This is a genomic window from Cellulomonas sp. McL0617, assembly GCF_049994875.1.
In the GTDB taxonomy this organism is placed as follows: domain Bacteria; phylum Actinomycetota; class Actinomycetes; order Actinomycetales; family Cellulomonadaceae; genus Cellulomonas.
Genome location: NZ_CP188256.1, coordinates 3,184,962 through 3,210,425, shown reverse-complemented (window position 1 = coordinate 3,210,425; position 25,464 = coordinate 3,184,962). Strand labels below are relative to the sequence as shown.

The window sequence follows — 25,464 nt, the reverse complement described above, 5'->3', positions numbered from 1 at the left end:
GTCGCACGCGGGCTGGCGTCCCGCCGACGCAGGCTAGATGGCCTCGAGCACCGACTGGATCACGGCCGCCAGCGCGGCCGGGTTGTCGTGCTGCACGAAGTGGCCGCTGTCGGGCAGCGTGACGGTCTCGACGCCCAGGCGCTCGTGCAGGGCCTCGGCGGCGGCGTGACGCAGGTCCGGTGAGTCCTCGCCGACCGTCACGAGCACGCGGCCGTTGCCGGGTGCCGGCGCGACCGGCTCGAACCGGCGGAACATCGCGAGGTCGCGCTCGACCGCACCAGGGTCCGCCGGAGCCATCGACGGGTCCCAGGTCGGCCCGTAGAGGGCGGACCCGAACCCGGCGACCCCGCCGAGCGTCCAGCCGGTGACCACGTGGTCGAGCAGGTGGGGCGCGAGAGATCCGACCGCCGGTTCGTGCAGCACGGCGCCCGCGAGGTGGGCCGATGCACCGGCGAGTGCCAGACCGAGCGTCGCGCCGCCGCTCACGCCCACCACCACCGCGCCGTCGGCGGCGGTCCTCAGCGCATCGAGCTCCACGGACAGGTCGCCGCTGGAGAGGCGGTCCGGGACGACGAGGTCGACGTCCGCCAGCAAGGGGATCAGGCGGTCCCACACGCGGGCGGTGGTGGCGGCGCCATGCACCAGGAGCACACGAGTCATGGCGCGAAGCGTAGGCGGTGATCTCGCACCAAATCGTGCTCAGGCGGACACGAGAGCGTTACGTGTGTCGTCGGCTTCGGAAACATCACACTCCTAGCCTCCAGGCATGGATACACCCACGGATACATCGCGGGATACGGACCCTTCGGGCCGTAGGCCGCGGTCATGACCTCGGACGCCGTCGCCCGCGCTGAGTCCCGCGTCGGGAAGCCCACGGCACTGCTCGAGGTGCGCAGCCTCACCAAGCGCTTCGGCGAGGTGCTGGCGAACTCGGACGTTGACCTCACGGTCATGCCCGGCACGGTGCACGGCCTCATCGGTGAGAACGGGGCCGGCAAGAGCACGCTCCTCAAGATGATCTACGGCGTCTATACCCCGGACGAAGGACGCATGTTCATCGACGGGAACCTGGTCGCCCCGGGGAACCCCGCGGACGCGCGCGGGCTGGGCATCGGCATGGTGTTCCAGGACCTGCGGCTGGTCCCCGCACTGACGGTCGCGGAGAACATCGCCCTCGCGCTGCCCGACGGCCCCACCCTCAAGCTCAAGGCGCTCTCCGCCAAGATCGAGGCGGCGTCGCAGGAGTACGGCCTGGCCGTCGACCCGACCGCGAAGGTCCGGCACCTGTCGATCGGCGAGCGGCAGCGCGCCGAGATCCTCAAGGTCCTCATGACGGGCGCACGCCTGGTCATCCTCGACGAGCCCACCAGCGTGCTCGCGCCGCAGGAGGTCGAGGCCCTGCTCACGGTCGTCGCCTCGCTGCGCGACCAGGGCCTGGGCATCGTACTGGTGACGCACAAGCTCAACGAGGTCCGCGCCATCGCCGACCAGGTCACCGTCCTGCGCGGCGGCCAGGCCGTGCTGACGTCCGCGGATCCCACGCAGTTCTCCGACGAGGAGCTCGTCGAGGCGATGGTAGGTCGGCGGGTGCCACCGCTGTCGCGGGAGCGGAACCCTGTGCCGGCCAGCGAGCGCGCCGTGCTCGAGATGACGGGCGCCACCGCGCTCGGCGACCGCGGGCACGTCGCGCTCAAGGGGGTGGACCTCGAGGTCCACCCCGGCGAGCTCGTCGGTGTCGCGGGCGTCGCCGGCAGCGGTCAGAAGGAGCTGTGCGAGGTCGCGCTCGGGCTGCGGCCGGTCTCGGCCGGATCGGTCCGCGTCGGTGACTCGCCGGCCTCCGGGCTCGGGCCCAGCGAGGCGATCGCAGCCGGGGCGGTGGCGATCCCGGAGGACCCGGTCGCGGACGCGGTGGTGCCCGGGCTGTCCGTGCTCGAGCACATGGTGCTGGACGGTCGTGAGGTGCCGCGACGCGGGTTCGGGATCGACTGGTCCGCGGTGGACGCCCGGACCACCGCGCTCGACGAGCGCGTCGGTCTGCACATGGCACCCAAGAAGCGGACGCTCGCGTCCCTGTCGGGCGGCAACATCCAGCGGGTGCTCCTGACCCGCGAGCTCGGTCAGGACGCGACCCTCGTCGTCGCCGCCTATCCCAGCCGCGGCCTCGACGTGGCCAACACGCGCCGAACGCAGGAGGTGCTGCTCGAGCACCGGGCCCGCGGCGCCGCGGTGCTCATGGTCTCCGAGGACCTGGACGAGCTCATCTCCGTGGCCGACCGGATCGCCGTCATGCACGACGGGCACCTGGTCGGCGTCATCGACACCGCCGGCGCCGACCGGATGTCGATCGGCCGACTCATGCTGGGAGGCGTCGCATGACCGCGGAGCGAACGGGTACAGGGACGGCTACGGGCACCCAGGCCGATGCCCAGACCGCGGCGGTGGCCGCGGCGATCGTCGCAGCCGCCGTCCCGGTCGAGCCGCCGACGGACCGGGGCCCGAAGATCGGCGAGGCCTGGTCCACCGGGCTGCGCTGGCTGGTCGCCGTGCTCGCGGGCCTGATCCTGTTCAGCGCGTTCGTGCTGGCCAACGGCGCCGACCCGCTGCAGGTCTACTCGGACATCTGGACGTCGACCCTCACCCAGTCCGGGCAGTTCCAGCAGATCATCCTGCGGGCGGCACCGATCGCGCTCGCGGGTCTGGCCGTGGTGGTCCCCGCCCGGGCGGGGCTCGTGAACGTCGGCGGCGAGGGGCAGCTGATCATCGGCGGCATCGGCGCCGCCGCGGCCGCGCTCTGGCTGACGCCGCTGATGTCCCCGTGGGTCGTGATGATCGCGATGATGCTGAGCGCGATGGTCGCCGGCGCGGTCTGGGCCGGGATCGCGGCGGCGATGCGCCTCGTCGTGAAGGTGAACGAGGCCGTCACGACCATGCTGCTCAACTATGTCGCGCTCTACACCATGCTGTTCCTGATCCTGGGCCCCTGGAAGGACCCGAAGGCGCTCGGGCAGTCCACGAGCGTCGAGCTCAACGACGCCGCCAAGCTCCCCGTGATCGCCGGGACGCAGATCCACATCGGCGTCATCATCGCGATCGTCGCGGCGATCGTCGTCTGGTTCGCCCTGACCCGGACCACCTGGGGCTTCCGGCTCTCGGTGGTCGGCGGCAACGGCGAGGCCGCCCGGCGCGCGGGGATGCCGGTGGTGACCCTGATCCTCACCGCCCTGCTCATCGGCGGTGCCCTGGCCGGGCTGGCGGGCTTCGTGCAGTACGCGGGCATGGAGTACAAGCTGCGTCCGACCTTCGGGCTGACCATCGGCTACGTCGCGTTCCTGGCCAGCTGGCTGTCCCGGCACAAGCCCCTGCCCCTGCTCCTGGCGTCCGTGGTGCTCGCCGCGATCGCGGTCTCGGGCAACAGCCTGCAGATCAACTCGGGTCTGCCCGCGGCCAGCGTCAACATCCTGATGGGTCTCCTGCTCGTCGCCGTCCTCGGCTGGACGAGCCCGCGAAAGGCGAAGTCATGATCATCGATCTCCTCGCCGGAGCCGTGCGCGGCGGCACGTCCATCATGTACGCGGGCCTGGGGGAGACCATCTCCGAGCGCGCGGGCATCATCAACCTGGGGACCGAGGGGTCGATGCTCCTCGGTGCGCTCGGCGGCTATGCCGTCACCGCGCACACCGGGAACCCGTGGCTGGGTGTCCTCGGGGGCGCCGTGGCCGGTGCGCTGCTCAGCCTGGTGCACGCGGTCCTCGTCGTGAGCCGCGGGGCCAACCAGTTCGCCAGCGGTCTGACGCTCTACTTCCTGGCGCTCGGCGTGACGGCGCTGTTCGGCGTCAGCTACGTGAGCAAGCAGATCAACGCCTTCGACGACGTGCCCATCCCGGGACTCTCCGACATCCCGGGCCTCGGGCCGATCCTGTTCGACCACGACCCGCTGGTCTACATCGCGTTCTTCGCGGCGCCGGCCATCTGGTGGGTGCTGTTCCGGACGCGGGTCGGCCTGCTGGTCAGGACCGCAGGCGAGCGGTCCGAGGCGCTCGGCGTGAACGGCTACTCGGTGAAGGCGGTGCGCTACTGGTCCTCCATCGCGGGCGGCGCGCTGGCCGGGATCGGCGGCGCGCACATCTCGATCGCCTACGCCGACAGCTGGTTCGAGAACATGATCGCCGGCCGCGGGTTCATCGCGGTGGCGCTCGTCATCTTCGCGATGTGGAACCCGATCCGCATCATGGCCGGCGCCTACCTGTTCGGTGCCGCGCTCTCGTTGGCCTCCGTGCTGCAGACCGCCGGCTACGCGGTGAACCAGTTCGCTCTGGCGGCCATCCCGTTCGTCCTGACCCTCGTCGTCCTGGCCGTGCTGGGCAAACGCACCATGCTGGCCGCCCCCGACGAGCTGTCCAAGGTGTTCGACAACACCTCCACCGCCTGACCTCTCGCACCAACCCACCCACACCCGCCCCCGCGGGCGACCGGAAGGATCACCATGCGGATCAGACGAACAGCAGGCGCCCTGATCGTGGCGGCGGTGGTGGCGGTGCTCGCCGCCTGCAGCCCTGCGGTCACCAACGACGACTCGGGCAGCACGTCGGCGGCCACGGGGTCGGACGCGGCGCCGGGCAAGGACGCGAAGGTCGTCGGCGTCATCGCCGTCGGCCCGAAGGACGACTTCGGCTACAACCAGGCCGTCTACCAGGGCGTCGAGGCGCTCCGGAAGAACTTCCCGGACATCAAGGTCCTGGACGCGTACAACATCCCCGAGGACGACACGGCCGCCACGACGATGGAGAGCATGATCGCGCAGGGTGCGACGATCATCTTCGCGACGAGCTACGGCCACCTCGACGCCGCCAAGCAGGTCGCGGCCGCGCACCCCGACGTCGTCGTGGTCCACCAGGGCGGCCTGCTCGACGAGCCGGCCCCCGCGAACATGGGCTCCTACTTCGGCAGCGTCTACGAGCCGGTGTACCTGGCGGGCATCGCCGCCGGTGCCGCGACGAAGACGGGCAAGCTCGGCTACGTCTACGCCATCCCGATCCCGCAGACGCTGGCCAACATCAACGCCTTCACGCTCGGCGCCCAGTCCGTGCGGCCTGACGTCGAGGTCACGGCGGTCTCGACGACGGCCTGGTGCGACCCTGCCACGCAGGCCGACCGCGTCCAGTCGCTGCTCAGCTCCGGCGTCGACGTGGTCACGCAGCACCAGGACTGCACCAAGACGATCATCGAGGCGACGGAGGCCGCCGGCGCCTACTCGGTCGGCTACCACGCGGACGCCTCGTCGCTGGCCCCCAAGGGCTGGCTGACCGGCTCCGAGTGGAACTGGGGTCCGACCTACACGGACATCGTCAAGACGGCGATCGCCGGTGACTTCACGGGCAGCCAGTACAACGGCAACTACCGCGCCAACATGGCCAGCGGCAAGAACCCGTTCGTCCAGTCGAAGTTCGGTCCGAGCGTCACGGACGCCACCAAGGCCCTGATCTCAGACGCCGCCGCCAAGCTCACCGCCGGTGGCAGTCCGTTCACCGGCCCGATCACGGCGCAGGACGGGACGATCAAGGTCCCCGCCGGCACCACCCCGGACGAGGCGACCATCGAGCAGATGGACTACTTCGTCAAGGGCGTCACCGGCACGCTCTCCTGATCAACCCTCCCCGGGGCCGGCCTGCCGAGCGGCCGGCCCCGGGGGCACACCACACCTGAGGGGAACCATGAGCCCGCACGTCACCGCCACGACGCCGTACCCGTGGCCGTACGACGGCGACCTCGGTGGCGCGCAGACCGCGCTCCTGGTCGTCCTCACCACCGACGCCGGGCCGTCGTCGCAGGCGATCGCTCCACGGCTCGAGGCCCTGGCGGACGCGGTCCGCGCCGCCGGTGGCACGGTGATCGTCGTCCGCACCACCGCGCCGCCCCCCGGCGGATCGCGTCTGCGAGTGCCGCTGGTGCCGTCCACGGACCTGCCGGGACTCCTCGTCCCCGACATCGACATGATCGCCGGCGGCATCGACGGCTACTACGCCAGCGACCTCGACATCGTCCTGCGGACCGGGCGCTACCGGCGGCTGATCCTGGCCGGCGTCGGTCTGGAGACCTGCGTCCACTCGACCATGCGCGACGCCAACGACCGGGGCTACGAGTGCCTGCTCGTGATCGACGCCTGCGTGCCGGCCGACCCGGCCCTCACCGCCGCCTCGGTGTCCAGCATCGAGATGTCCGGTGGCATCTTCGGCGCGGTCGGCCTGACTGCCGACGTCGTCACCGCCTTGACCCCTGTAGCCGCACCGACCTCGGGAGAACCGCGATGACCACCGACCAGCTGACCACCACGGGCACGATGTTCGGACCGGTCGACGCCGAGCCGTATCCCTGGCCGTACGACGGCAGCTTCAGCCCGTCGACGACCGCGATCATCAACATCGACTGGCAGCAGGACTTCTGCGGCCCCGGCGGGTACGTGGACGCCATGGGCTACGACCTGAACCTCACGCGCGCGGGCCTCGCGCCCACCGCCGCGATGCTCGAGGTCGCCCGCGAGCTGGGCTTCCACATCATCCACACGCGCGAGGGCCACCGACCGGACCTGTCCGACCTGCCCGCCAACAAGCTGTGGCGGTCGCGACGGATCAACGCGGGGATCGGTGACTCGGGCCCGTGCGGGCGGATCCTGACGCGTGGCGAGCCGGGCTGGGAGATCGTGCCGGAGGTGGCACCGCTGCCCGGGGAGGTCATCATCGACAAGCCCGGCAAGGGCTCGTTCTACGCCACCGACCTGGACCTGGTCCTGCGGTCGAAGGGCGTGACGCACATCATCCTGACCGGCATCACCACGGACGTGTGCGTGCACACGACGATGCGCGACGCCAACGACCGCGGCTACGAGTGCCTGCTGCTGTCCGACTGCACGGGCGCGACCGACTACGGCAACTACCTCGCCGCCCTCAACATGGTCAAGATGCAGGGTGGCGTCTTCGGCGCCGTCGCGGACTCGGCCGCCCTGCTGGCGTCGCTGGGCTCGCCGCTCTAGCCCCGGCTCACCCCGCCGACCGGTCTCCTCGCGCGAGGAGGCCGGTCAGAGCCGTGTGCAGCGCCTGACGCTGGGCCGCGTCGAGGCCGGCGAGCACGTCGTCGTCCTGCGCGGCGGCGTGCGCCACGGCCTGGGCGAGCAGTGCGCGGCCCTCGGGGGTCAGGGCGAGCGTGTGCCGACGACGGTTCGCCGGGTCGACGACCCGGTGCAGGGCGCCGAGCCGCTCCAGGTCGTCCACCATCGGCACGATCGCGCTCGGCACGAGCCCGAGCGTCTCGCCGATCTCCCGCTGCGAGGCTTCGGGCGCCGCGTCGACGGCGACGAGCAGTCCGACGTGCCGCGGCCGCAGCCCGAGCGGCGCCACGCGCTCGGCGTAGTCGGCGGTGACCGCCTGACCGACCTTGCTCAGCAAGAACCCCGTGGTCGCAAGCACGCCCCCACGGTACAGGTGCCGCATTGTTCACGCCTTGAAGAGTCCCGGCGCACGGGCCCAGCCCGTCCTCGTCGGGAGATTCGTCTGCAAGAAATGTCCGATTCCCTTGCTGCAACTTGCTGAAAATGGATACGGTCGCGACATCACCCCGGCACAGCCCGCGCACAGAGACGTGCGCGGACAGACGAAGGAGTCGCCATGTCGCCCGCCGCCCCTCGACGCAGCGCACGGTCGCGTCGCGTGATCGCCGCCGTCACCGCTCTGGCGGTCACACTCCTCGGACTGGTCGCTGCAACCGTCGTCGCGACCCCCGCCGCGGCCGTCGAGCGGACCGCGGCACTCGTCGGGGACCTGCAGAGCGAGCTGGGCTGCCCGGGCGACTGGCAGCCGGACTGCTCGCAGACGGAGCTGGCACCCACGGACGTCGCAGGCCGCTACTCGGCTGACTTCACGCTGCCCGCGGGGACGTACGCGTACAAGGTCGCGCTGAACGACACCTGGGACGAGGCCTACGGCGGCAACGGCGGCGGCGACAACACCCCGCTCGTCCTGGCCGGGCCGACGACCATCCGGTTCACCTACGACGACACCACCCACCGCACGGCCCTGACCCCGCTCACCCTGGCGGCGGGTTACACGCCCGCCGACGACGCGGTCGTCGCGAACCCGGTGCGCGACCCCGGCGCGGACCAGCAGTTCTACTTCCTGATGACCGACCGGTTCGCCGACGGAGACGCGTCCAACGACACGGGTGGCCTCACCGGCGACCGCCTGACCACCGGGTTCGACCCGACCGACAAGGGGTTCTACGAGGGCGGCGACCTGGCCGGGCTGCGGAGCAAGCTCGACTACATCCAGGGGCTCGGCAGCACGGCGATCTGGCTGACGCCCTCGTTCAAGAACAAGCCGGTCCAGGGGACGGGCGCGGACGCCTCGGCGGGGTACCACGGCTACTGGGTCACCGACTTCACGCAGATCGACCCGCACCTGGGCACCAATGCCGAGCTGCAGTCGCTCATCGCCGACGCCCACGCGCGCGGCATCAAGGTGTACTTCGACATCATCACCAACCACACCGCGGACGTCATCGACTACGCCCAGAAGACCTACGGCTACGTCGACCAGGCCACCAGCCCGTACAAGGACGCCGCCGGCAACGTCTTCGACCCGCACACTTACGCGGGCACGGACACCTTCCCGACGATGGACCCGGCGACGAGCTTCCCGTACACGCCGGTGATCAAGCCCGAGGACGCCCACGTCAAGGTCCCGGACTGGTTGAACGACCCGACGCTCTACCACAACCGCGGGAACTCGACCTACACCGGGGAGTCGACGACGTACGGCGACTTCTCGGGTCTCGACGACCTGATGACCGAGAACCCACGCGTCGTGAACGGGTTCGTCGACGTGTACGACAAGTGGGTCGACCTGGGCGTCGACGGCTTCCGCATCGACACCGCCAAGCACGTCAACTTCGAGTTCTGGCAGACGTTCACGCAGCAGGTCCGTGCGCACGCGGCGGCGGTCGGCAACCCCGACTTCTTCATGTTCGGCGAGGTCTACGACGCCGACCCGGCCAAGCTGTCGCCCTACATGCGCAACAGCCGCATGAACGCCGTCCTCGACTTCACGTTCCAGTCGGCGGCGTCGAACTACGCGAAGGGTTCGTCGGCCGCAGGTCTGCATGCGTTGTACGCGGGCGACGACATGTACACGACGCCGACGACGAACGCCCAGGCGTTGCCGACGTTCCTGGGCAACCACGACATGGGCCGCATCGGCTACATGGTCAAGGACGCGTCGCAGCCCGAGCAGCGTTCGGAGCTGGCCCATTCGCTCATGTACCTGACCCGTGGGCAGCCGGTCGTCTACTACGGCGACGAGCAGGGCTTCGAGGGCAACGGCACGCTGAACGGGACCGACAAGGACGCCCGTCAGTCGCTGTTCGCGACGCAGGTGCCGGAGTACGCCAACCAGCAGCTGCTCAACGGCACGACGGCCGGTTCTGTGGACCGGTACGACACCGGATCGGTGCTGTACGACCACATCGCCGGGCTCGCAGCCCTGCGAGCAGGCAACAAGGCGCTCACCGATGGTGCCCAGATCGAGCGCTATGCGAGCGGTGACGTCTACGCGTTCTCCCGCGTCGACGCGACCGAGAAGGTCGAGAACCTCGTCGCGCTCAACAACGGCACGTCTCCCGAGACGGTCACGATCGACACCCTCACGCCGGGTGCGACGTTCAGCCCGCTGTACGGCACGTCGTCCTCGGCGACTGCGGGCGCCGACGGTGCGGTCTCCGTGACGATCCCCGCGCTGAGCGCCATCGTCCTGAAGGCCGGGTCGACGGTGGAGGCCCCGGCGGCGGCGGGGAGCATCGCGCTCAGCACGCCCACGCCGGGCAGCGCCCTGACCGGCCTCGTGCCCGTCACGGCGGACGTCGCGACCGACGTGTGGAGCCAGACCTCGTTCGCGTACCGGATCCTCGGCGGCGACACCTGGACGCCGCTCGGTACGTCGGAGTCGACGTCGCCGCGCGTCTACGCGGACGTCAGCGGCCTGCCGGCCGGGGCGCTGGTCGAGTACCGGGCCGTGACCGTCGACGCCGCCGGCCACAAGAGCGCGGCGTCCACGTTCGGCAGCGTCGGCAACGCAGTGGACGGCGTCGTGCCCCCCACCAGCCCGGGCGACCTGCACGTCACCGTCCCCGGCAGCCACAACAGCGAGATGGGCTGCCCCGGCGACTGGCAGCCGGACTGCGCCGCGGCCACGCTCAGCAAGCGCGCCGACGGGGTCTACTCGGGCACGTTCACGCTCCCGGCCGGCGACTACGAGTACAAGGTGGCGATCAACGGGACCTGGGACGAGAACTACGGCAAGGGCGGCGTCGCGGGCGGCGACAACGTCGCGTACACCGTGACCACGGGCGGCCCGGTGACGTTCTACTACGACCCGACGACGCACTGGTTCACCTCGACCGCGCAGGGCCCGATCCTCACGGTCCCGGGCTCGTTCCAGAGCGAGCTCGGCTGCGCGGGCGACTGGGCGCCGGACTGCATGAAGTCCTGGCTGCAGGACCCCGACGGCGACGGCACGTACACGTTCGTCGCGAACGACCTGCCCGCCGGCGCCTACGAGGTCAAGGTGGCGCACAACCTCGGCTGGGACGAGAACTACGGTGCCGGCGGCGTACCCGGCGGGGCGAACATCCCGTTCACCGCGCCCGGTGGCAAGCCTGTGACGTTCTCCTACGTCCTGGCGACGCACGTGCTGACCATCCAGGTCACCGACCCGCCGCTGCCGGGGACCGGCACCGAGCAGGCGCTCTGGATCGACGCGACGACGATCGCCTGGCCCGCCGCGTGGGTCCCGGAGGGAACCGATCCGACGTCGCTGACCTGGCTGCTGCACGGCTCGCCGACGAAGCAGCCGACCGTCGCGGACGGCGTGGTGACAGGTGACGACGGGTCGCCGGTGACGCTCACCTACGACGCGTCCGGCCTGTCGGCCGCGCAGCTGGCAAAGTTCCCGGCCCTGACGACCGGATACCTCGCGCTGCACGTCGACGCGTCCTCGCAGCGCGCGAAGGAGCTCCTCCGCGGTGCGCTGCTGGTCAGCCAGGCCGACGGCGACACCCTGCAGGCTGCTACCGGCGTGCAGATCCCGGGAGTCCTCGACGATCTGTACGCCAAGGCGGGCAAGCGGGCGCTCGGCACCAGCTGGTCGCGCGGAGCGCCGTCGCTGGCGCTCTGGGCACCGACCGCCCAGAACGTCGACCTGCTCGTGTGGCTGGGGACCGGCGACCCGACCCGCGTCGTCGCCAAGCTCCAGAACGATGGTTCCTGGACCGTGGACGGCAAGAAGTCCTGGGCCGGCAAGCAGTTCCTCTGGGAGGTCACGGTGTACGCGCCGACGACCGACCAGGTGGAGGTCAACCAGGTCACCGACCCGTACTCGGTGGCGCTCACCGTGAACTCGACCCGTTCCGTGCTGGTCGACCTGGCCGACAAGGCGTTCCGGCCGACCCAGTGGGAGAAGGCGAAGCAACCGGTGGTGCGGCCCGTCGACCAGACGATCTACGAGCTGCACGTGCGCGACTTCTCGATCTCCGACCCCACGGTGCCCGCGGCCCAGCGCGGCACGTACCTGGCGTTCGCGGGCAACGGCGCCGGCAGCCAGCACCTGCGCACGCTCGAGAAGGCCGGGCTGACCACGATCCACCTGCTCCCCACGTTCGACATCGCGTCGATCCCGGAGGATCGCACCCAGCAGACGACCCCGGCCTGCGACCTCGCGTCGTTCCCGGCCGACTCCGACCAGCAGCAGGCGTGCGTCACGGCCCAGGCCGCGACCGACGGGTTCAACTGGGGTTACGACCCGCTGCACTGGCAGGCGCCGGAGGGTTCGTACGCGGTGCACCAGGACGGGGGCGGCCGCGTGGCCGACTTCCGCACGATGGTCGGCGCGCTGCACGCCGACGGTCTGCAGGTCGTGCTCGACCAGGTGTTCAACCACACCACCGCGAGCGGACAGGCGCCGCAGTCGATCCTCGACCGCGTCGTGCCCGGCTACTACCAGCGGCTGTCGTCGACCGGCACGGTCGAGACGTCCACGTGCTGCCAGAACGTGGCCACCGAGCACCTCATGGCCCAGAAGCTCATGGTCGACTCGGTGGTCACCTGGGCCAAGGACTACAAGGTGGACGGCTTCCGGTTCGACCTGATGGGCCACCACTCGGTGGACACCATGAAGGCGGTCCGCAGCGCCCTGGACGCACTGACGCCACGCAGGGACGGCGTCGACGGTTCCCACGTCTACCTCTACGGCGAGGGCTGGAACTTCGGGGAGGTCGCGAACAACGCGCTGTTCACGCAGGCCACGCAGGGCCAGCTCGGCGGGACGGGCATCGGGACCTTCTCCGACCGCCTGCGAGACGCCGTCCGCGGCGGGGGACCGTTCGACGACAACCCGCACATCCAGGGCTTCGGCTCCGGTGGCGGCACGGACCCGAACGGCGACCCGGTCAACGGCACCCCGGCTGAACAGGCTGCCCGCGCGGGCCACGACGCCGACCTCGTCCGCCTCGGCATGGCCGGCAACCTGCGCGACTTCGCCTTCGAGACGAGCTCCGGGACCGTCCAGACCGGCGCGCAGATCGACTACAACGGCCAGCCGGCCGGGTACGCCGACTCCCCGGAGGAGGTGATCACGTACGTCGACGCCCACGACAACGAGACGCTGTGGGACTCGCTCACCTACAAGCTGCCGACAGGCACGGCCATGGCCGACCGGATCCGGATGAACACCGTCTCGCTGGCCACCACTGCCCTCGCCCAGACGCCGTCGTTCTGGCACGCGGGCGCCGACCTGCTGCGGAGCAAGTCGCTCGACCGCAACAGCTTCGACTCGGGGGACTGGTTCAACTCGCTCGACCTGTCCGGGCACGACAACGGCTTCGGCCGCGGCCTGCCCCCGAAGGCCGACAACGAGTCGAAGTGGCCGTACCAGCAGCCGCTGCTGGCCGACCCGGCCCTCAAGCCGACGCCGGCCGACATCGCGGACGCCTCGGCCGCCGCCGACGACCTGCTCAAGCTCCGGTTCTCGACGCCGTTGTTCCGCCTCGGCTCGGCGGCGCTCATCGAGCAGAAGGTGGCGTTCCCGGACTCCGGGCCCACCGCGGCGCCGGGGGTGGTCGTCATGACGATCGACGACACCCCGCGCTGGGACTCAGCGACGCGCCGGTGGGCGAAGGACGTGGACCCGAGGCTCGACGGCGTCCTGGTCGTGGTCAACGCCTCGGACGAACCGACGACCCAGACGGTCGGTGACCTCGCGGGTCACAGGCTGACGCTCTCACCGGTCCAGGCCAAGGGCAGCGACCCGGTGGTCAAGGGCACCACGTGGGACAGGGCGACGGGTACCGTCAGCGTCCCGCCGCGCACGGTCGCGGTGCTGGTGGAGAACCACGGTCAGGGCCACGCCACCGGCGGCGGCTGGAGCGCGTTCGTGAGGTGAGACCGCATCTCGACGACGGGCCCGCGACCACGGTCGCGGGCCCGTCGTCGCGTCTCCGTGACGTTGTCGGAACGGGCCGGTGACCTGGCAATGTGTTCGCAACACGAAGGCAGCAAGGCGATTCGGGGCGTCGGGACGGCCTGTTAGCGGTCACATCGTGATGAGTTCGTAACCTGGGAACCCCCTTGGCCACGTTGACTTCGAGAAACGAATCTAAGAAGGTTGGGCCTGCAGCGATCGGCCGGGCATTCCCGGCCGCCGCCGCCGGGACACCGGCTCGAGCAGCACTGAAGCTGCCGCGGCCGACGAACCCGAGCTTGGCCAAGGCCTGGTCCCTGGGTCTCTCAACGACGAGAAGGAGCACAGCAATGCGACGGATCACAATCGCGACCATGGGTGCCGTCCTCGCACTCGGCCTCGCCGCGTGCTCGGGCAACGGAGCCGGGAGCAGCGACGACTCGACGGCATCGGCAGCGGCAGCCACTGGCGACGTCACGGTCGGTGTCGCCATGCCGACGCAGACCTCGGAGCGGTGGATCGCCGACGGCAACGCCGTCAAGGCGGGCCTCGAGAAGGCCGGCTACAAGGTGGACCTCCAGTACGCCGGCGACGACATCCCCACCCAGCAGCAGCAGCTCGACCAGATGATCACGAAGGGCGACAAGCTGCTCATCGTGGCCTCGATCGACGGGACCGCCCTGGCCACCCAGCTGCAGTCGGCGGCCTCGGCGAAGATCCCGGTCATCGCCTACGACCGTCTCATCAACGACACGCCCAACGTCGACTTCTACGTCACGTTCGACAACTACAAGGTCGGCGTCCAGCAGGCGACGTCCCTGCTCACCGGCCTGGGCATCCTCAAGGCCGACGGCTCGAAGGGTGACGCGGCCGGACCGTTCAACATCGAGCTCTTCGCCGGCTCGCTGGACGACAACAACGCTCACTTCTTCTTCAAGGGCGCGATGGACACGCTGCAGAAGTACATCGACGACGGCACGCTCGTCGTGAAGTCGGGCCAGACCACGATCGAGAAGGTCGCCACGCTGCGCTGGCTCCAGGAGACCGCGCAGAAGCGCATGGAGGACCTCCTGACGTCGACGTACTCGGACGGCAGCAAGGTCCAGGGCGTCCTCTCCCCGTACGACGGTCTGTCGCGCGGCATCATCACGGCCCTGCAGAACGCCGGTTACGGCCCGACGATCGCCGGCGGCATGCCCATCGTCACCGGCCAGGACGCGGAGATCGCGTCGGTCAAGCTCATCAACGACGACGTGCAGTTCTCGACGGTATTCAAGGACACCCGCAAGCTGGCCGACCAGGCCATCATCTCCGCCCAGGCGTTCCTCGAGGGCAAGACGCCGGAGGCGAACGACACCAAGTCCTACGACAACGGCGTCAAGGTCGTCCCGTCCTTCCTGCTGAACTCGGACGTCGTCGCCAAGGACGGCATCCAGTCGTTGCTCATCGACTCGGGCTACTGGACCAAGGAGCAGGTGGCCAGCGGCCAGAAGTGATCCACCCGTCCTGACCGCCGCCGGCCGGCCACCCTCGTGGTGCCGGCCGGCTGGCCGGTCGGGTCGACCACATCAGCGGAGGGCCCCGCGGCGGCGCCCTGTACGACGAAGGACGGTGGCCGTATGGCCAACCCCATTCTCGAGATGCACGCCATCACCAAGACCTTTCCCGGCGTCAAGGCACTGCAGGACGTGTCGATGTCGGTCGAGCGTGGAGAGATCCACGCGATCTGCGGCGAGAACGGCGCCGGCAAGTCGACCCTCATGAAGGTGCTCTCGGGCGTGTACCCGCACGGCAGCTACGAAGGGTCGATCCGCTTCGAGGGCGAAGAGGTGCAGTTCGGCTCGATCAACGACTCCGAGGCGAAGGGGATCGTGATCATCCACCAGGAGCTGGCGCTCGTCCCGTACCTCTCCGTGGCCGAGAACATCTTCCTGGGCAACGAGCGGTCGCACCGCGGCCTGATCGACTGGAACCGGGCGAACGCCGAGGCGGCGACGCTGCTCGCGAGGGTCGGTCTCGATGAGCTGCCCGTCACGGCGATCGGCCAGCTGGGTGTCGGCAAGCAGCAGCTGGTGGAGATCGCGAAGGCGCTGTCGAAGGAGGTCAAGCTGCTCATCCTGGACGAGCCGACCGCCGCGCTGAACGACAACGACTCCGAGCACCTGCTCGGGCTCCTGCGTCAGCTCAAGGCCCAGGGCATCACGTCGATCATGATCTCCCACAAGCTCAACGAGATCGCCGAGATCGCCGACACCACGACGATCATCCGCGACGGCAAGACGGTCGAGACGCTCGACATGGTGACCGACGAGGTCACGCAGGAGCGGATCATCCGCGGCATGGTGGGCCGCGACCTCGGGCACCGGTTCCCGCCGCACGAGTCGCACGTCGGCGAGGAGGTGCTGCGGATCGAGGACTGGACCGTGCACCACCCCACCGACCCGGAGCGCGTCATGGTCGACAGCGCGAACCTCTCGGTGGGCGCGGGCGAGATCGTCGGCCTCGCAGGGCTCATGGGGGCCGGTCGCACGGAGCTCGCGATGTCGGTGTTCGGCCGCTCCTACGGCAGCCGCATCACGGGTCAGGTCTTCCTCCACGGCAAGGAGATCCGCGTCAGCTCGGTGAGCGAGGCGATCGATCACGGGATCGCCTATGCGACCGAGGACCGCAAGCACTACGGACTGAACCTCATCGAGGACATCCGCACGAACATCTCCGCCGCAAGTCTCGGCAAGGTCTCCCGTGCCGGCTTCGTCAACGCCAACGAGGAGATCAAGGTCGCCGAGGAGTACCGCCAGAGCATGAACATCAAGGCGCCCACGGTGCTGGCCTCGGCGGGCAAGCTCTCGGGGGGCAACCAGCAGAAGGTCGTGCTGAGCAAGTGGCTCTTCACCGATCCGCAGGTGCTCATCCTCGACGAGCCCACCCGCGGCATCGACGTGGGGGCCAAGTACGAGATCTACACACTGATCAACGCCCTCGCTGACGCGGGCAAGGCCGTCCTGGTCATCTCCTCGGAGCTGCCGGAGCTGCTCGGCATCTGTGACCGCATCTATACGCTCTCGGCCGGCCGGATCACCGGCGTGCTGCCCCGGCAGACGGCGACTCAGGAGAACCTGATGGAGCTCATGACCAAGGAAAGGGACCAGGTCGGATGACCGTCGTAATGGGCCTGAAGGACCTCTTCACCCGAAACCTGCGCCAGAGCGGCATCTTCGTCGCGTTCGTGGCCATCGTCGGGCTGTTCACCATCCTCACCGACGGTGTGCTGCTCAGCCCGGGCAACGTGACCAACATCGTCCTGCAGTACTCCTACATCCTGATCCTTGCGATCGGCATGGTCATCGTCATCATCGGCGGCCACATCGACCTGTCGGTCGGCTCGGTGGTGGCGCTCACCGGCGCGGTCTCGGCGGTGATCGTCATCAAGCACGGCGGCCCGTGGTGGGCCGGGGTGCTCGGAGGGCTCGTGGTCGGCCTCCTGGTCGGGGTGTGGCAGGGCATCTGGGTCGCCTACTCAGGATCCCGGCGTTCATCGTGACCCTCGCCGGCATGCTGCTGTTCCGCGGCATGACGCTGCGCGTGCTGGACAACGTCTCGCTGTCGCCGTTCCCCGCGGAGTACCAGAAGATCGCCGGTGGCTTCCTCAACGGGTTCCTCGGGGGCAACGGCGTCGACGTGTTCACGCTGGTCATCGCCGGGATCGCCGTCGCGGGCTACGTCGTGAGCCAGGTGCGGAGCCGCCAGGGCCGGATCAAGTACCAGCAGGTCGTCGAGTCGATGCCGATCTTCATCACCAAGCTCGTGCTGGTCGGGATCGTCGGCATGGCGTTCGCCTACCAGCTCGCCCGCAGCCGTGGCCTGCCGATCGTCCTGATCATCCTGGGTGTCCTGGTCGTGGCGTACTCGGTGGTCACGACGAAGACCGTGTTCGGGCGGCACGTCTACGCGATCGGTGGCAACCTGCCGGCCGCCCAGCTCTCGGGCGTGAAGGTCAAGCAGGTCAACTTCTGGATCTTCGTCAACATGGGCATGCTCGCGGCGGTCGCGGGTGTCGTCTACTCGTCGCGCTCCAACAGCGCTCAGCCGGCGGCCGGGAACATGTTCGAGCTCGACGCGATCGCCGCCTGCTTCATCGGTGGCGCGTCGACGACCGGTGGCGTCGGCCGGGTCACGGGCGCGATGGTCGGCGGACTGATCATGGCCGTCATGAGCAACGGCATGCAGCTCATGGGCATCGACCAGTCGGTCCAGCAGATGGTCAAGGGCCTGGTCCTGCTGCTGGCCGTCGCGTTCGACATCTTCAACAAGCGCCGGGCCGGCTCGGCGCGCTGACAAGGTGCCGCATCCTGTTGCGGCGCAGGGCTGCGGGCTAGTCTCACGGACGTGATAGGGCGGGTGGCGATGTCGGGCTCGCAGTCCTCGCTCCGGGAGGCCAACCGGGCGCTGATCGTCGAGACGGTGCAGCGGCACGGTGGGCTCACCCAGGTCGAGCTCGCCGGTGCCACTGGCCTGTCCGCAGCGACGATCTCGACGATCGTCAAGGAGCTGCTGGGAGCGGGGGTCGTCGACACCCGCAACACCACCCGGAGCGGGCGTCGTGCCCAGATGGTCACGATCGCCCACCGGGTGGGTCTGGTGGTCGGGATCCACATCGGGCAGCGGCACCTGCGGGTCGCGCTCGGCGACGTCATGAGCGAGGTCGTCGCCGAGCAGACGCTCCCGCTGCCCTACGAGCACCGGGTGGACACGAGCCTCGACCGGGCGACCCTGCTGATCTCGGACCTGCTCGAACGCGTGGGCTCGACGCTCGACGAGGTGGTCGGCGTGGGCGTGGGACTACCCGCGCCCGTCGACGCCGCGACGGGGATGGTCTCGGTCCGCGGCATCATGCGCGGTTGGGACGAGGTCCATGTCGGCCACGTGCTCTCCAAGCGGATGGGCTGTCCCGTCTTCGTCGACAACGACGCGAACCTGGGGGCGCTCGCCGAGAGCACGCAGGGGGCGTCCCGGCTCTACCGGGACTCGGTGTACGTGCGGGCCTCCTACGGCACGGGCGCCGGGATCGTGATCGGCGGGAACGTGCACCGCGGCTTCGCCGGGACCGCGGGCGAGATCGGGCACGTGCAGGTGGACCCGCAGGGGGACATCTGCCGGTGCGGGAGCCGCGGGTGCCTCGACACCGTCGTCGGCTCCGCCGCGCTGCTCGAGTCGCTGCGCTCGAGCCACGGCAGCCTGGCCCTGCGCGACGTCATCCAGCGTGCGATCGACGGAGATCCCGGCTGCGCGCGCGTCGTCGCGGACGCCGGTTCGATCATCGGCGAGGTGGTCTCGAGCCTCGCGATGGCTGTCAACCCGGAGTGCATCGTCGTCGGCGGCGAGCTCGCCGAGACCGGGGAGCTGCTGCTCGGGCCGCTCCGGGAGTCGATCCGGCACCGGGTGCTGCTCAACCAGATCGCGCCGCTCGAGGTGGTCCCGGCCGAGCTCGGGCAACGGGCGGAGGTCATCGGGGCGCTGGACCTCGTCCTGCGATCCACAGATTTCGTGGTCCGCTCCGACGAGCAGGCCCGCGTCGCGAGTGAGAAGGAGGCGCACAATTGACCCACGAGACGCTCGGCGTCACCACGCCGAGCCCGACCCGTGCCCAACGAGGAGCAGGTGAGGTCATGAGCGAGAGCCCCCGCGTCCCGCTGCTCTCCCTGCGGCAGATCAGCGTCCGGTTCGGCGCCGTCGAGGCGCTGGTCGGCGTCGACCTCGACGTCTTCGACCATCAGGTGGTCGCCCTCGTCGGTGACAACGGCGCCGGCAAGTCGACCCTCGCCAAGGTGATCTCCGGCGTCCTCGCGCCCGACTCCGGCATCATCGAGATCGACGGCGAGGAGCAGACGATCCCGTCGCCGTCCGCCGCGCACTCGCTCGGGATCGCGACCGTGTTCCAGGACCTCGCGCTGTGCGGCAACCTCGACGTGACGTCGAACATCTTCCTGGGGCGTGAGCTCACCGACGGCCCCCTCCTCGACGACGGCCGCATGGAGCAGGCGGCACGCCAGATCCTGCGGGACCTGACCCTGCGCATCCCGTCGGTCCGTACCCCGCTCTCGGAGCTGACCGCCGGGCAGCGCCAGGCGGTGGCCATCGCGCGCACCCTCGTCGGCTCGCCGCGGCTGGTCGTGCTCGACGAGCCCACCGCGGCACTCTCCGTCGCGCAGACCGCCGAGGTGCTCACGTACATCGAGCGACTGCGCGACCTGGGGCACGGCGTCATCCTGATCAGCCACAACATGTTCGACGTGCGCGCGGTGTCCGACCGCATCGTCGTCCTGCGGCACGGTCGCAACAACGGCTCGTTCGACGCAGACACGGCGAGCTACGAGTCGATCCTCGCGGCGATCACAGGTGCGTCGACCCAGGACAACGAGATGCTGCGCCGCGTGGCCGGCCTGAGCTGAGGGCGACGGCCGGGGCACGGTCCGGCCGCACGCTCGCGGTCGCCGTCGACGTGCCGCAGGCGCGGGCTCGTGAGGCCCACCGGTCGTCGGCGCGGCTCAGCGGAAGACGATCGTCCGGTGGCCGTCGAGGAGCACGCGGTGCTCGGCGTGCCAGCGCACGGCCCGCGCGAGCGCCCGGCGCTCGACGTCCTGGCCGAGGGCGACGAGGTCCTCGACACCGCGGGAGTGGTCGACGCGCTCGACGTCCTGCTCGATGATCGGGCCCTCGTCGAGGTCGCCCGTCACGTAGTGCGCGGTCGCGCCGATGAGCTTGACGCCGCGGTCGTGCGCCTGGGCGTACGGTCGGGCGCCCTTGAACGACGGCAGGAACGAGTGGTGGATGTTGATCACCCGGCCCTGGAGCGCCCGGCACAGGTCGTCGGACAGGATCTGCATGTACCGGGCCAGCACGACGAGCTCGACGTCCAGCTCGTCGACGAGCTCCAGCAGCCGGCCCTCGGCCCGCGCCTTGGTGGCCGCGGTGACCGGCACGTGGTGGAACGGGATGCCGTAGAAGTCGGCGAGCGGCTCGAGCGCCGTGTGGTTGGAGACGACGGCCACGAGGTCGATCGGCAGGTTCTCCGACCGCTGCCGGAAGGCCAGGTCGTTCAGGCAGTGCGCGGCGGTCGAGCCCATGATGAGCGTCCGCACCGGGCGGCCGACGACATCGAGCGACCACTGCATGTGGAAGTTCGCGCCGACGCTGTGCAGCGCGCTCTCGAGCACCTCGCGCGGCGCCGAGGCCGTGACCTGCACACGCATGAAGAACAGCCCCGACAGCGGGTCCCCGAACTGCTGCGACTCGGTGATGTTGCCGCCCAGCTCCGCCAGCAGCCCGGCCACGGCGTGCACGATGCCGGGCCGGTCGGGGCAGGACAGGGAGAGGACCCAGTGGGTGGGCTGGTCGACGGACAGCTGCGTGGCGGAGGACACGAGGTCCGAGAGTAGTGGTCGCGGTGATCGGCTGACACGATGGACGGCATGACGCAGGCCGACCTCGACATCCGTTCGGTGACCCTCGACGACGCCGGGGAGCTGCTGACGCTCCGTCGCGCGGCGTTCGTGACGGAGGCGCAGCAGTACGGCGACCCGCACATCCCGCCGCTCACCCAGACGCTCGAGGAGCTCGAGGCGGACCTGCAGGCCGACGGCGTCATCACGCTCGGGGGCTGGTACGGCCACCGGCTGGTCGGCTCGATCCGGGTGCTCATCGAGGGCCCGAAGGCCACGCTCGGCCGGTTCGCCGTCGCCCCCGACCTGCAGGGCCAGGGCTTCGGCACCCAGATGCTCATGGCGATCCTGCCGTTCTTGCCCGAGGGCATCGAGGAGGTCTGGGTGTTCACCGGTCGCGACTCGGTGCAGAACATCGCCCTGTACGCCAAGCACGGCTACGAGCACCAGCACGACCAGACCGCCGGCGACCTCACGTACGCCTACCTGCGCAAGCTGCTGGGGGACGCGGAGCCGGCGGAGAGCTGAGGTGCGTCATCGGCCGCCCCCGGGGCTCGGGCGGTCGTCGGTGGCAGCGCCCCCGAAGCGCCGATTCGTAGGTTGGCGACGAACTCATGGGTTGCAACTGACGATTTCGCCGCCAACCCACGATGTCGTCGGCTGTGGGGCGGCACGGGTGCGGGCGCAGGGCGTCGGCGCGGGCGGGGGTGTGAGACAGGGCTGACGCCCATCCGTCGGCTTGCTAGTCTGTGCGGCGTCGCGACTGGCGAAACGGGTGGGTCACCACCGGGGAGCGACGCAGCAGCAGCAGACCATGGGTCGGACGCCTGGGCCCCCGGTCACCCCACCGGTCCGATTACCGAGTGCGCGGTGACACCGTGCGCGCTGACTGCCAGGGAGTGCCATGAGCAACACCCCGATCCTCGACCAGAACATCTCCGAGCTCGACCCCGAGATCGCCGCCGTCCTCGACGGTGAGCTGGCCCGCCAGCAGGGCACGCTCGAGATGATCGCGAGCGAGAACTTCGTCCCCCGTGCGGTCCTGCAGGCGCAGGGTTCCGTGCTGACCAACAAGTACGCCGAGGGCTACCCGGGCCGCCGCTACTACGGCGGCTGCGAGCAGGTCGACATCGCGGAGAACATCGCGATCGACCGCGCCAAGTCGCTGTTCGGTGCCGAGCACGCCAACGTCCAGCCGCACTCGGGCGCCACCGCCAACGCGGCCGTGCTGCACGCGCTGATCAACGCGGGCGACAAGATCCTCGGCCTCGAGCTGGCGCACGGCGGCCACCTCACGCACGGCATGAAGATCAACTTCTCCGGCAAGCTCTACCAGGTCGGCGCCTACGGCGTGGACCCGGACACGTTCCTGGTGGACATGGACGTGGTGCGCGAGAAGGCGCTCGAGCAGCGTCCCGACGTGATCATCGGCGGCTGGTCCGCCTACCCGCGTCACCTCGACTTCGCCGCGTTCCGGTCGATCGCCGACGAGGTCGGCGCCAAGCTCTGGGTCGACATGGCGCACTTCGCCGGCCTGGTGGCCGCGGGCCTGCACCCGAGCCCCGTCCCGCACTCGGACGTCGTGTCGAGCACCGTGCACAAGACGATCGGCGGCCCCCGCTCGGGCTTCATCCTGAGCAAGCAGGAGTACGCCAAGAAGATCGACTCGGCCGTGTTCCCGGGTCAGCAGGGCGGGCCGCTCATGCACGTGATCGCCGCCAAGGCCGTCGCGTTCAAGGTCGCTGCGACCGAGGAGTTCAAGGACCGCCAGCAGCGCACGCTCGACGGCGCACGGATCATCGCCGAGCGGCTCTCCGCGGCGGACGTCACCAAGGCCGGCGTCTCGGTCCTCACCGGCGGCACCGACGTGCACCTGGCGCTCGTCGACCTGCGGCACTCGGACCTCGACGGCCAGCAGGCGGAGGACCTCCTGCACTCGGCCGGCATCACGGTCAACCGCAACGCGGTGCCCTTCGACCCGCGCCCCCCGCGCGTCACGTCGGGCCTGCGGATCGGCACGCCGGCGCTGGCGTCGCGCGGCTTCGGTGACGCCGAGTTCACGGAGGTCGCGGACATCATCGCGACGGCCCTGAAGGACGGTGCGGCCACCGACGTCGACGCGCTCAAGGCGCGGGTGCTGAAGCTCACGGACGGCTTCCCGCTCTACGACGGTCTGCAGCAGTACTGATGACGGCCCAGCTTCTCGACGGCACCGCCACCGCGAAGCGGATCAAGGCCGAGCTGACCGAGCGGGTGGCCGTCCTGGCCACCCGCGGGGTCACGCCCGGCCTGGGCACGCTCCTGGTCGGCGACGACCCGGGCTCGCAGTGGTACGTGGCGGGCAAGCACAAGGACTGCGCCGAGGTGGGCATCGCCTCGATCCGCATCGACCTGCCCGCCACGGCGTCGCAGGACGAGATCGAGGCCGCCGTCCGGCAGCTGAACGAGGACCCGGCCTGCACCGGGTTCATCGTGCAGCTGCCGCTCCCCAAAGGCATCGACACCAACCGGGTGCTCGAGCTGGTCGACCCCGACAAGGACGCCGACGGCCTGCACCCGACCAACCTCGGGCGCCTGGTCCTGCGGGTCAACGAGCCGGTCACGTCGCCGCTGCCGTGCACGCCGCGCGGCATCATCGACCTGATGCTGCGGCACGACGTCGACCTGCGGGGTGCCGACGTCGTCGTCGTCGGGCGAGGGGTCACGGTCGGTCGTTCGATCGGGCTGCTGCTCACGCGGCGCGAGATCAACGCGACGGTCACGCTCACGCACACGGGCACCGACGACCTCGCGGAGCACACCCGCCACGCCGACGTCATCGTCGCAGCCGCGGGCGTGCCGGGGATCATCACCGCCGACATCGTCAAGCCGGGCGCCGTCGTCATCGACGTCGGCGTCTCGCGGACCGTGGACCCGGAGACCGGCAAGAGCCGCGTCGTCGGCGACGTGGACCCCGGCGTCCGCGAGGTCGCGTCCTGGGTGTCTCCCAACCCGGGTGGCGTGGGTCCCATGACGCGGGCCATGCTGTTGAGCAACGTCGTCGACACCGCCGAACGGCTGCTCGGGGCCTGACGCCTCCGACGAGGATCGCCCCGGTACCCGTAATCGGGTGCCGGGGCGCGTCCGTCCGTCGCCCGAAGGGATCAGCTCATGGGGATCGTCCGCCCGCACCTCTGGTTCGACGACCAGGCCGAGGACGCCGCCACGTTCTACGTCTCGGTCGTGCCGAACACGTCGATCCGGTCCGTCGTGCGCGCTCCGACCGGAACCCCGGGCGTGGCCGAGGGGGCGGCGTTCATCGTCGAGCTCACCCTCGACGGGATGCCGGTCACGTTTCTCAACGGTGGCCCGGTGCTGAAGCTCGACGACGCGTTCTCGTTCGTGCTCGAGTGCCAGGACCAGGCCGAGATCGACCACTACTGGGAGGCGCTGCTCGCCGACGGGGGCGTCGAGTCCCAGTGCGGCTGGCTCAAGGACCGGTTCGGGGTGTCCTGGCAGGTCACGCCGACGGGACTCGACCGGATGATGGGCGCTGACGCCGACCCGGCCGGCACGGCTCGTGCGATGGCGGCGCTGTTGACGATGGTGAAGCTGGACATCGCGACCCTCGAGGCGGCGTACGCCGGGCAGTGACGCCCGGGTCGGCGGCGTGAGGTTGGATGGGTCGCGTGCTGACCATCGCCTCCGTCAACGTCAACGGGATCCGCGCCGCCTACAAGCGGGGGATGGGCGCCTGGTTGGCGCAGCGCACACCCGATGTGCTGCTCCTGCAGGAGGTGCGGGCGTCGGATGAGATCCTGGCGGACCACCTGCCGCCCGGTGACTGGCACCTCGCGCACGAGGCCAGCGAGACGGCGGGACGGGCGGGCGTCGCGATCGCGTCCCGGCTGCCGATGACGGCCGTGCGGATCGGGTTGAGGACGGGCGTCACCAGCGACTCCGGGCGGTGGGTCGAAGCCGACCTGGCGCTGCCTGCGCACGAGGGCGCACCCGCGCGGAGCATCACGGTGGTGTCGACGTACCTGCACTCGGCCACCGCGGGGCAGCCGTCGATGGACGAGAAGTACGCGTCCCTCGACCACGTCACCTCGCGGATGGCCGACCTCGCCGAGGGCGGCGGCTATGCGGTGGTGGCCGGGGACGTCAACATCGCGCACCGCGAGGTCGACCTGAAGAACTGGAAGGGCAACCTCAGGCACGCCGGCTTCCTGCCGCGCGAGCGCGCCTACCTCGACCGCTGGTTCGACGACCTCGGCTGGCACGACCTCGGTCGCGAGCTCGGCGGGGAGGGCCCCGGGCCGTACACGTGGTGGTCCTGGCGCGGCCAGGCGTTCGACAACGACTCCGGCTGGCGGATCGACTACCAGCTGGCGACGCCCGACCTGGCCGACGCGGCCGTCCGCGCGACCGTCGACCGGGCCGCCACCTATGCCGAACGGTTCAGCGACCACGCGCCCGTGGTGGTCGAGTTCGACCTCTGAGCGGAGCGGGCCGGCCGCTCCGGCCGGAGGACGCGGCGGGACGACGCG

Annotated in this window: 19 protein-coding genes, 1 pseudogene and 1 riboswitch; of the genes and pseudogenes, 17 read left to right on the top strand and 3 right to left on the bottom strand. The window is 70.2% G+C overall.

The window, feature by feature from the left end; genetic code table 11:
• Window positions 1-33: 33 nt before the first annotated feature.
• Window positions 34-660: an alpha/beta fold hydrolase gene (locus ACPPVS_RS14400; RefSeq protein ID WP_426592940.1), complete on the bottom strand. Its 627-nt coding sequence runs from the start codon at window positions 658-660 to the stop codon at window positions 34-36.
• A 165-nt stretch (window positions 661-825) separates the two neighbouring features.
• Here ACPPVS_RS14400 and ACPPVS_RS14395 point away from each other — a divergent pair, with 165 nt between their 5' ends.
• The 6 genes from ACPPVS_RS14395 (at window position 826) to ACPPVS_RS14370 (ending at window position 7,027) form a co-directional block, all read left to right on the top strand.
• On the top strand, window positions 826-2,376 hold the full coding sequence (locus ACPPVS_RS14395) for an ABC transporter ATP-binding protein (RefSeq protein ID WP_426592939.1): 1,551 nt from the start codon (window positions 826-828) through the stop codon (window positions 2,374-2,376).
• Complete coding sequence (locus ACPPVS_RS14390) at window positions 2,373-3,521, top strand: ABC transporter permease (protein ID WP_426592938.1); 1,149 nt, start codon at window positions 2,373-2,375, stop codon at window positions 3,519-3,521. The genes ACPPVS_RS14395 and ACPPVS_RS14390 overlap by 4 nt, the downstream gene beginning before the upstream one ends.
• A complete protein-coding gene (locus ACPPVS_RS14385) occupies window positions 3,518-4,429 on the top strand; it encodes an ABC transporter permease (RefSeq protein WP_426592937.1) in 912 nt (303 codons plus the stop codon). The genes ACPPVS_RS14390 and ACPPVS_RS14385 overlap by 4 nt, the downstream gene beginning before the upstream one ends.
• A gap of 54 nt (window positions 4,430-4,483) precedes the next feature.
• A complete protein-coding gene (locus ACPPVS_RS14380; protein ID WP_426592936.1) occupies window positions 4,484-5,644 on the top strand; it encodes a BMP family ABC transporter substrate-binding protein in 1,161 nt (386 codons plus the stop codon).
• 67 nt (window positions 5,645-5,711) lie between these two features.
• Complete coding sequence (locus ACPPVS_RS14375) at window positions 5,712-6,308, top strand: cysteine hydrolase family protein (RefSeq protein WP_426592935.1); 597 nt, start codon at window positions 5,712-5,714, stop codon at window positions 6,306-6,308.
• Window positions 6,305-7,027 carry a cysteine hydrolase family protein gene (locus ACPPVS_RS14370; protein WP_426592934.1) on the top strand — a complete coding sequence of 241 codons (723 nt, stop codon included), beginning with the start codon at window positions 6,305-6,307 and terminating at the stop codon, window positions 7,025-7,027. Before ACPPVS_RS14375 ends, ACPPVS_RS14370 begins: the two co-directional genes overlap by 4 nt.
• A gap of 7 nt (window positions 7,028-7,034) precedes the next feature.
• Here the strand turns inward: ACPPVS_RS14370 and ACPPVS_RS14365 are convergent, their stop codons facing one another.
• Entirely contained in the window at window positions 7,035-7,460 is a 426-nt protein-coding gene (locus tag ACPPVS_RS14365; RefSeq protein ID WP_426592933.1) for a MarR family winged helix-turn-helix transcriptional regulator, read from the bottom strand.
• A gap of 198 nt (window positions 7,461-7,658) precedes the next feature.
• On the opposite strand from ACPPVS_RS14365, the gene pulA reads away from it, so the two are divergent.
• The 6 genes and pseudogenes from pulA to ACPPVS_RS14335 all read left to right on the top strand — a co-directional run bounded on the left by pulA (window position 7,659) and on the right by ACPPVS_RS14335 (window position 19,945).
• Complete coding sequence (gene pulA, locus ACPPVS_RS14360; protein WP_426592932.1) at window positions 7,659-13,478, top strand: pullulanase-type alpha-1,6-glucosidase; 5,820 nt, start codon at window positions 7,659-7,661, stop codon at window positions 13,476-13,478.
• A gap of 368 nt (window positions 13,479-13,846) precedes the next feature.
• Entirely contained in the window at window positions 13,847-14,992 is a 1,146-nt protein-coding gene (gene chvE / locus ACPPVS_RS14355; protein ID WP_426592931.1) for a multiple monosaccharide ABC transporter substrate-binding protein, read from the top strand.
• A gap of 123 nt (window positions 14,993-15,115) precedes the next feature.
• Window positions 15,116-16,654 (top strand): multiple monosaccharide ABC transporter ATP-binding protein, encoded by a 1,539-nt coding sequence (gene mmsA, locus ACPPVS_RS14350; RefSeq protein ID WP_426592930.1) that lies wholly within the window; start codon window positions 15,116-15,118, stop codon window positions 16,652-16,654.
• Window positions 16,651-17,831, top strand: a pseudogene (gene mmsB, locus ACPPVS_RS14345) (multiple monosaccharide ABC transporter permease). The gene mmsA and the pseudogene mmsB overlap by 4 nt, the downstream one beginning before the upstream one ends.
• Before the next feature lie 69 nt (window positions 17,832-17,900).
• Entirely contained in the window at window positions 17,901-19,097 is a 1,197-nt protein-coding gene (locus ACPPVS_RS14340; RefSeq protein ID WP_426592929.1) for an ROK family transcriptional regulator, read from the top strand.
• 65 nt (window positions 19,098-19,162) lie between these two features.
• Window positions 19,163-19,945 (top strand): ATP-binding cassette domain-containing protein, encoded by a 783-nt coding sequence (locus ACPPVS_RS14335; protein WP_426592928.1) that lies wholly within the window; start codon window positions 19,163-19,165, stop codon window positions 19,943-19,945.
• A 96-nt stretch (window positions 19,946-20,041) separates the two neighbouring features.
• Here ACPPVS_RS14335 and purU read toward each other — a convergent pair whose 3' ends face one another.
• Window positions 20,042-20,917, bottom strand: a complete 876-nt coding sequence (gene purU, locus ACPPVS_RS14330; RefSeq protein WP_426592927.1) for a formyltetrahydrofolate deformylase — start codon at window positions 20,915-20,917, stop codon at window positions 20,042-20,044.
• Window positions 20,918-20,965: 48 nt separating this feature from the next.
• On the opposite strand from purU, the gene ACPPVS_RS14325 reads away from it, so the two are divergent.
• From ACPPVS_RS14325 to ACPPVS_RS14305, 5 genes are all read left to right on the top strand, one after another.
• Window positions 20,966-21,463 carry a GNAT family N-acetyltransferase gene (locus tag ACPPVS_RS14325; RefSeq protein WP_426592926.1) on the top strand — a complete coding sequence of 166 codons (498 nt, stop codon included), beginning with the start codon at window positions 20,966-20,968 and terminating at the stop codon, window positions 21,461-21,463.
• 221 nt (window positions 21,464-21,684) lie between these two features.
• Window positions 21,685-21,775: riboswitch (ZMP/ZTP riboswitch) on the top strand.
• Window positions 21,776-21,839: 64 nt separating this feature from the next.
• Window positions 21,840-23,123, top strand: a complete 1,284-nt coding sequence (gene glyA / locus ACPPVS_RS14320) for a serine hydroxymethyltransferase (protein WP_426592925.1) — start codon at window positions 21,840-21,842, stop codon at window positions 23,121-23,123.
• Window positions 23,123-24,007 (top strand): bifunctional methylenetetrahydrofolate dehydrogenase/methenyltetrahydrofolate cyclohydrolase, encoded by an 885-nt coding sequence (locus ACPPVS_RS14315; protein ID WP_426592924.1) that lies wholly within the window; start codon window positions 23,123-23,125, stop codon window positions 24,005-24,007. Before glyA ends, ACPPVS_RS14315 begins: the two co-directional genes overlap by 1 nt.
• Before the next feature lie 78 nt (window positions 24,008-24,085).
• Window positions 24,086-24,568 (top strand): VOC family protein, encoded by a 483-nt coding sequence (locus ACPPVS_RS14310; protein ID WP_426592923.1) that lies wholly within the window; start codon window positions 24,086-24,088, stop codon window positions 24,566-24,568.
• Window positions 24,569-24,603: 35 nt separating this feature from the next.
• On the top strand, window positions 24,604-25,416 hold the full coding sequence (locus ACPPVS_RS14305) for an exodeoxyribonuclease III (RefSeq protein WP_426592922.1): 813 nt from the start codon (window positions 24,604-24,606) through the stop codon (window positions 25,414-25,416).
• Window positions 25,417-25,464 lie beyond the last annotated feature (48 nt).

Bases quoted from the DNA above. Each gene is read 5' to 3' on its own strand.
- ACPPVS_RS14400 (WP_426592940.1), bottom strand. From the start codon at position 660: ATGACTCGTGTGCTCCTGGTGCATGGCGCCGCCACCACCGCCCGCGTG.
- pulA (WP_426592932.1), top strand. From the start codon at position 7,659: ATGTCGCCCGCCGCCCCTCGACGCAGCGCACGGTCGCGTCGCGTGATC.
- ACPPVS_RS14395 (WP_426592939.1), top strand. From the start codon at position 826: ATGACCTCGGACGCCGTCGCCCGCGCTGAGTCCCGCGTCGGGAAGCCC.
- ACPPVS_RS14340 (WP_426592929.1), top strand. From the start codon at position 17,901: ATGTCGGGCTCGCAGTCCTCGCTCCGGGAGGCCAACCGGGCGCTGATC.
- ACPPVS_RS14310 (WP_426592923.1), top strand. From the start codon at position 24,086: ATGGGGATCGTCCGCCCGCACCTCTGGTTCGACGACCAGGCCGAGGAC.
- chvE (WP_426592931.1), top strand. From the start codon at position 13,847: ATGCGACGGATCACAATCGCGACCATGGGTGCCGTCCTCGCACTCGGC.
- ACPPVS_RS14335 (WP_426592928.1), top strand. From the start codon at position 19,163: ATGAGCGAGAGCCCCCGCGTCCCGCTGCTCTCCCTGCGGCAGATCAGC.
- ACPPVS_RS14375 (WP_426592935.1), top strand. From the start codon at position 5,712: ATGAGCCCGCACGTCACCGCCACGACGCCGTACCCGTGGCCGTACGAC.
- ACPPVS_RS14385 (WP_426592937.1), top strand. From the start codon at position 3,518: ATGATCATCGATCTCCTCGCCGGAGCCGTGCGCGGCGGCACGTCCATC.
- ACPPVS_RS14315 (WP_426592924.1), top strand. From the start codon at position 23,123: ATGACGGCCCAGCTTCTCGACGGCACCGCCACCGCGAAGCGGATCAAG.
- mmsA (WP_426592930.1), top strand. From the start codon at position 15,116: ATGGCCAACCCCATTCTCGAGATGCACGCCATCACCAAGACCTTTCCC.
- ACPPVS_RS14370 (WP_426592934.1), top strand. From the start codon at position 6,305: ATGACCACCGACCAGCTGACCACCACGGGCACGATGTTCGGACCGGTC.
- ACPPVS_RS14390 (WP_426592938.1), top strand. From the start codon at position 2,373: ATGACCGCGGAGCGAACGGGTACAGGGACGGCTACGGGCACCCAGGCC.
- glyA (WP_426592925.1), top strand. From the start codon at position 21,840: ATGAGCAACACCCCGATCCTCGACCAGAACATCTCCGAGCTCGACCCC.
- ACPPVS_RS14325 (WP_426592926.1), top strand. From the start codon at position 20,966: ATGACGCAGGCCGACCTCGACATCCGTTCGGTGACCCTCGACGACGCC.
- ACPPVS_RS14380 (WP_426592936.1), top strand. From the start codon at position 4,484: ATGCGGATCAGACGAACAGCAGGCGCCCTGATCGTGGCGGCGGTGGTG.